At 61.7% G+C, this 6,382-nt stretch carries 4 protein-coding genes and 1 pseudogene; 2 read left to right on the plus strand and 3 right to left on the minus strand.

Going from position 1 to position 6,382, the window contains the following annotated elements:
- Positions 1-20 precede the first annotated feature (20 nt).
- Positions 21-866, minus strand: a pseudogene (locus QT222_RS08450) (ATP-binding protein); the annotation flags it as partial.
- A 254-nt stretch (positions 867-1,120) separates the two neighbouring features.
- Here QT222_RS08450 and QT222_RS08455 point away from each other — a divergent pair.
- Together QT222_RS08455 and QT222_RS08460 are read left to right on the plus strand one after the other, a co-directional pair.
- Complete coding sequence (locus QT222_RS08455) at positions 1,121-3,517, plus strand: DNA topoisomerase VI subunit B (RefSeq protein ID WP_491476913.1); 2,397 nt, start codon at positions 1,121-1,123, stop codon at positions 3,515-3,517.
- Positions 3,517-4,617: a DNA topoisomerase IV subunit A gene (locus QT222_RS08460; protein WP_004056801.1), complete on the plus strand. Its 1,101-nt coding sequence runs from the start codon at positions 3,517-3,519 to the stop codon at positions 4,615-4,617. The genes QT222_RS08455 and QT222_RS08460 overlap by 1 nt, the downstream gene beginning before the upstream one ends.
- 66 nt (positions 4,618-4,683) lie before the next feature.
- Here QT222_RS08460 and QT222_RS08465 read toward each other — a convergent pair whose 3' ends face one another.
- Together QT222_RS08465 and QT222_RS08470 are read right to left on the minus strand one after the other, a co-directional pair.
- Positions 4,684-5,517 carry an alpha/beta fold hydrolase gene (locus tag QT222_RS08465; protein ID WP_004056803.1) on the minus strand — a complete coding sequence of 278 codons (834 nt, stop codon included), beginning with the start codon at positions 5,515-5,517 and terminating at the stop codon, positions 4,684-4,686.
- A 66-nt stretch (positions 5,518-5,583) separates the two neighbouring features.
- Positions 5,584-6,294, minus strand: a complete 711-nt coding sequence (locus QT222_RS08470) for an MBL fold metallo-hydrolase (protein WP_004056805.1) — start codon at positions 6,292-6,294, stop codon at positions 5,584-5,586.
- Between the last annotated feature and the right edge of the window lie 88 nt (positions 6,295-6,382).

Here is a 6,382-nt window from a genome sequence, read left to right on the forward strand (position 1 = left end):
AGCGCGGTCAGGTGCGTCTAGCCTTCGCGCGTGTTGATGTTGTTGGCGAAGGCGTGGATGGACACTTGCAGTTCGTCGGTAGCCTGCATGGCGATTTCGACGTCGATGCCTTCGGCATCGTCTTCGTAGTAGATGTGGTGGTCGTGGAGCGCCGTCTTCGTCTCGTTGAGGTACTCGACGAACTCGCGGATGCCGCCTTCGAAGAGGAAGGTGCTCGATTTGTCGGTTCGCTCGTCGGTGAGCGTAATCTCGACGCCCGAGTTGAGGAACGCGAGTTCGCGGAGACGGTTTTCGAGCGTCTTGAAGTCGAACTCGGTCGTCTCGAAGATTTCTCCCTCCGGCCAGAATCGAATGGTGGTTCCGGTATCTTCGCCGGGTTCGAGGTCGCGAACGCGCTCGAACTGGTCCGGCTTCGGTTCGCCGTGCTCGAAGCGGTGCGTCCAGACTGCGCCGTCGCGCTTGACTTCGACTTCAAGTTTCTGCGAGAGCGCGTTGACGACAGAGACACCGACGCCGTGGAGTCCCCCGGAAACCTGGTAGGACTTGTTGTCGAACTTCCCGCCTGCGTGGAGGACGGTCATGATGACCTCTAGTGCGGGTCGGTCGTACTGTTCGTGCGTATCTACCGGAATACCGCGGCCGTTGTCCGTGACGCTGACAGAACCATCCTCGTGGAGGGCTACTTCGATAGCGTCGCAGTACCCCGCAAGCGCTTCGTCGATAGAGTTGTCGACGACTTCGTAGACGAGGTGATGGAGTCCGCGAGAATCGGTGGACCCGATGTACATCGCCGGACGCTTTCGAACGGCTTCCAACCCTTCGAGGACCTGAATCTGTCCGGCCCCGTACTCGTTATCCTGTGACATCTGAAATGGCCTAGGATAGCCCGTCCCTTAAAGGCTCGCACGCGCGGGCGCGAACTACTTACTGGAGTATCGCTTTGCCAGTTTAGCGCGGTCTGGCGGTCTCGGCGTTCGGCGCTCCGATTATGATTGTGACTGTCTATCTCTCGTTCGCTGTTCCGTTGGTATCATCGCCCACACCCCGTGAGACCCGCGTTCACTTTCACTCCGCTGCCGGTGAGTACTTAACGCGGGACTGGGTAGATGCGGAACAGGAAATGACGTCGTTCCAGTCGACACTCGGTGACGAACCGGGGATCGCAGAGGAGTTGGCCAAGGGCCAGCGGGAGATCTCCATCGCCGAGTTCTTCGAGAAGAACAAGCACATGCTGGGCTTCGACAGCGGAGCCCGCGGGTTGGTCACCGCCGTCAAGGAGGCGGTGGACAACGCGCTCGACGCCACGGAAGAAGCGGGCATCCAGCCCGACATCTACGTGGAGATAGCCGAGGCGGGCGACTACTACCGCCTCGTTATCGAAGACAACGGGCCGGGCATCACGAAAGAACAGGTGCCCAAAGTGTTCGGGAAGCTCCTCTACGGCTCTCGCTTCCACGCACGCGAACAGTCCCGCGGGCAGCAGGGTATCGGTATCTCTGCGGCAGTTCTCTACTCACAACTAACCAGCGGGAAACCCGCGAAAGTGACGAGTCGCACGCAAGGCGCAGAAGACGCCGAGTACTTCGAACTCGTCATCAACACGGACCAGAACGAACCCGAGATTCGAACCGAGAAGACGACTTCGTGGGACCGCCCCCACGGGACTCGAATCGAGTTGGAAATGGAGGCAAACATGCGGGCGCGCCAGCAACTCCACGACTACATCCTCCACACCGCAGTCGTGAATCCGCACGCACGACTCGAACTTCGGGAACCCGGTCTCGACGAACCGATGAAGTTCGAGCGGGCGACCGACCAACTCCCCGAACAGACGACCGAGATTCGCCCGCACCCCCACGGTGTCGAACTCGGGACGCTACTGAAGATGCTCGCGGCGACGGAGTCCTATTCCGTCTCTGGCTTCCTCCAAGAGGAGTTCACGCGCGTCGGCGCGAAGACTTCCAGCAAGATTCACGACGCCTTCCGCGACCGACACTTCGGCCGCGAGATGACGTGGCGAACGCCCGCTGCGACCGAGTCCGACGAACTCGTCGCCGTCGTCGAAGACGCCGTCGCCAACAAAGGCAAAGACGCCACGGCGGCGTTCGCCGAGGAACTGGTCGATATCCTCGTCGGTAAAGACCGAGTCGCACACGGCGAACTCGTTACTATCGTCGGCAACGTCGCGGAATCCGTCGGCGAGGAGACCGACACGTCGTTCGGCGACACGGTTCAGTCGAACGTCGTCGAGGCCGTCTGGCCCGTCCTCACCGACGACCGCGAAGGCGACACGTACGCTATCGTCGACGACGTGACGACCACGCAGAAAGACGACGCTGGCAAGGTGTCGATGGCGCGGTCTATCGCCACACAGTTCGCCGAAACGACCGACTTGGCGGACCGTGCGACCCACGACGATATTTCGGAGTTCGTCTCGTGGGCGGCGGAACGAACCAAGGAACGCGAAGACGAGACGTACGGCGAGACGGCTCGCGAGAAAATCGTCGATGCCATCTGGTCGCGCATGCGCACTGTCTCCGACGAGGTGCCGAAAGTCCGCGACATGGCCGACAACCGCGATATCGCCCGCGACTTGCTCGAAGCGATGCGCGAGACGGACATCCTCGCGCCGCCGACGGACTGTCTGTCGCCAATCTCCGCCGGTCTCGTCGAAGAGGGGTTGAAAAAGGAGTTCGACGCCGATTTCTACGCCGCGGCAACCCGCGATGCGGAAGTCCACGGCGGCGACCCGTTTATCGTCGAAGCCGGTATCGCCTACGGCGGCGAACTGAAGTCCGAAGGCAGCATCGACCTGCTTCGCTTCGCCAACCGCGTCCCGCTCGTGTATCAGCGGGGGGCGTGTGCAATCACGCACGTCGTGAAGGACATCGGGTGGCGGAACTACAACCTCGACCAACCGGGCGGCAGCGGAATGCCGAACGGCCCCGCCGTGCTTATGATTCACGTCGCCTCGACGAACGTTCCCTTCACGAGCGAGTCGAAGGACGCGCTCGCCGACGTGCCGGCGATTCAAGACGAGGTCGAACTCGCGATTCGCGAGGCGGCCCGCGAACTCAAGTCCTATCTCTCGAAGCGTCGGTCGCTCCAGAAGCGCCGCAAGAAGCAGGACGTGCTCGGCCGCATCCTTCCGCAGATGGCGACGAAGCTCTCGGAAGTCACCGAGCGTGACGAACCGAACATCGAGGGCGCACTCGCACGCATCATGAACAACGTGAGCATCGAACGAACCGTCAAAGACGGGACGGTCACGCTCTCTGTGAAGAATTACTCCAGTACCAACGAGTCGCCCGATATCACGGATATCGTCTCTGCGGAACCGAAGGGCCTCAACGGCGAGGCGTCGGTTGTCGACCTCGACGGCGAGTGGTTCGTCAAGTGGAATCCCGAGGTGTCGTCCGGTGAGACGGCGACACTCACCTATTCGGTCGAACAGGACGCGTCGTTCGACATCAACGTCGACGGCGTCGAGACGGAGAAACTCACGGTGAACGTATAATGGCATCCGAATCGAAGACTTCCGAAGAACTCGCCCGCGAACGACTCATGGACCTCGCAGCGGAGTTCTACGACCAGTTCGACGCGGGGGAGATTCCGACGATGGAACTCCCGACGCGGACGAAGAGCAACATCGAGTACGACGAAGACGCGAACGTCTGGGTCTACGGCGACCGAACCTCGACGCGCTCGGCCAACAGCGTCCGCGGCGCGCGAAAGCTCCTGAAGGCCGCTTACACTATCGAGTTCCTCGCACGCCAGTTAGAGGAAGACCGCTCGTCGACCCTGCGTGAGCTGTACTACCTCTCCGAATCGTGGGATGCAGAGGAGGCCCACTTCTCGGGACAAGACGAGTCGAACCAACTCATCGAAGACCTCGAAATCGTCTCGGAGGTTACCCGCGAGGACTTCCACATGCGCCCCGAGGAGTCCGGTGCGACCCTCATGGGACCGCTGGAACTCCGAGAGCAGACCCGTCGCGGCGAGCGCGATATCCACTGCCAACTGGACGTTGGCGAGGGTGGCTACCAGATACCGAACAACCCCGACACCATCCAGTTCCTCGACCACGACATCGACTTCGTCCTCTGTGTCGAGACCGGTGGTATGCGCGACCGCCTCATCGAAAACGGGTTCGACGAGCAGTACAACGTCCTCATCGTCCACCTGAAGGGGCAACCCGCGCGGGCGACTCGTCGCATCACGAAGCGCCTGCACGACGAACTCGACCTGCCCGTCGTGGTGTTCACAGACGGTGACCCGTGGTCGTACCGTATCTACGGCTCTGTCGCCTACGGTTCCATCAAGTCCGCACACCTTTCGGAGTATCTCGCAACTCCGGAGGCCAAATTCATCGGCATCCAACCGCAGGACATCGTCGATTACGACCTGCCGACCGACCCGCTTGCGGACTCGGACATCAACGCGCTCCAGTCCGAACTCGAAGACCCACGCTTTATGACCGACTACTGGAAGGAGCAAATCGAACTCCAACTCGACATCGGAAAGAAGGCAGAACAGCAGGCACTCGCCGCCCGCGGGCTTGACTTCGTGACCGAAGAGTACCTCCCGACCCGTCTCGACGAGATGGGCATTATCTAAGCCGCCGGGCTACTCGACGGTCAATTTTCACAGATTTTCTCGTCTCAGCACCCGCAGTTTGGGGTGTTAGGGATGTAGCCCGTCACCGCGGAACCCGTCGAAGAACCGTCTGAGGATGCCGTTTAGTTCCCTCGACTCGCTCGTCGCGAGGTCGTGGCTTTCGCCCTTGAACAGGGCGAGTGTCGCATCGTCGATACCGTCTTTCGCCTCGCGAAGTCGAGGCTCCGGGAACAACCGGTCGGCATCGCCCGCGGCGATGATAGTCGGTGCGTCGATATCGTCCAGAATCTCCCGCGAATCGTGTTCGAGACAGGCAGTACAGGAGATAACTGCGTCAGCGGGAACCACGGGCCGGAAGTCGACGAATCGGCCAGCGGCTTTGAGGAGTGTCGGAGCAAGCGTTTGTTCGTAGCCGGTCGCCGATTCGCGCGCCATCTCGGCGACAATGTCGGCCCATTTCCCTTTGCCGGCCAAGTTTCGCCATCGTCTCATCACGTTTTCACCGTGGCCACCGAGTCGCGTCCCGGCCGAGACGAGAGCGACGGAGTCGACGTAGTCGCCGTAATCTGCGGCGAGATACTGGGCGACGAGTCCGCCCATCGACACGCCGATAACGTCTGTCGGCCACAGGTCGTGTTCGTCGATGACGGTTGCGTAGCCGGCGGCCATGTCCCGCGTCGACGACCCGACCGGGAGGTGTTGCGGTCGACCGACGACCCACACGTCGCGGTCGGAAAACTCCCGGAAGAGACTGGACAGAATCATCGCAGTACCGCGGTTCGGTTCCTCGCGTTGGAAGGCATCGGAGAGACCGGGCAGCACGAAAAGCGGGTCGGCGTCGGAATCACCGAATCGATAGTAGGGACGCCGGCCATCGAGCGTACCGTAGTCGAGGTCCATGCGTGGACGGACGGTCCGGCGGGGCAAAATCGTTCTGTCCTCGAACACGTACACCCACGGTGTGAGTTAGACCTCCTCGGGGTCGTCGAAGACGACGGGAATCCCACGTTTCGCCACGTCGACGACGAACGCCTCTTCGTCGGCTTCGAGAACCGGGATGGTGTCGTAGTGGACGGGCAACACGAGGTCGGGGTCCAGCGTCTCCGCGAGGTCGGCGGCTTCGTGGCGGTCCATCACGACCGAGCCACCGATGTTGGCGAGGAACAGCGAGACTTCGAGGTGTCGGAACCCTTCGAGCACGTCCGAATCCCCCGGCCAGAAGACCGACCGACCGCCGATAGAGATGCGGTACGCACAGCCGAGTCCCCGGGGGTGGTACGGCTCGCCGTTCTCCCGGAGGTGCGGTCCGTCGGGGTCGTTGAAGGCCGGAAGCGACCACACATCCACCTCGCCGACGGTGAGGAAATCCTCTTCGTCGACCCGAACCGTCTCGTACGGGAGGTCTTCGACGGGGACGACGTCGCGGTCGATGTTCGCCGCATCGACTCCCTCGAAGGCGACGACGGTCGCATCCGAATCGGCCACCTGCTCGATGGCGTCCGAGTCGTAGTGGTGGTCGTGCGTGACGAGAATCAGGTCGCCGTCGCGGGCGTAGTAGTCGTCGAGGACGCCGTACCGGCCGGGGTCGAAATAGACGACGAAGCCGTCTGGCGACTCGATGCGGACGGTCGCGTAGCCGAGCCACGAAACGTCGAGGCCGTCGTGTCTGATAGTCATAGCTGTGAGGTGGGTCTGCCGAATAAAAAGCGCGACTACTGCAGGTTGTTTTGTCCTATTGCGACTCGGCCAACCGCTCTATGCGCTC

It is taken from the genome of Haloferax sp. s1, from assembly GCF_058382125.1.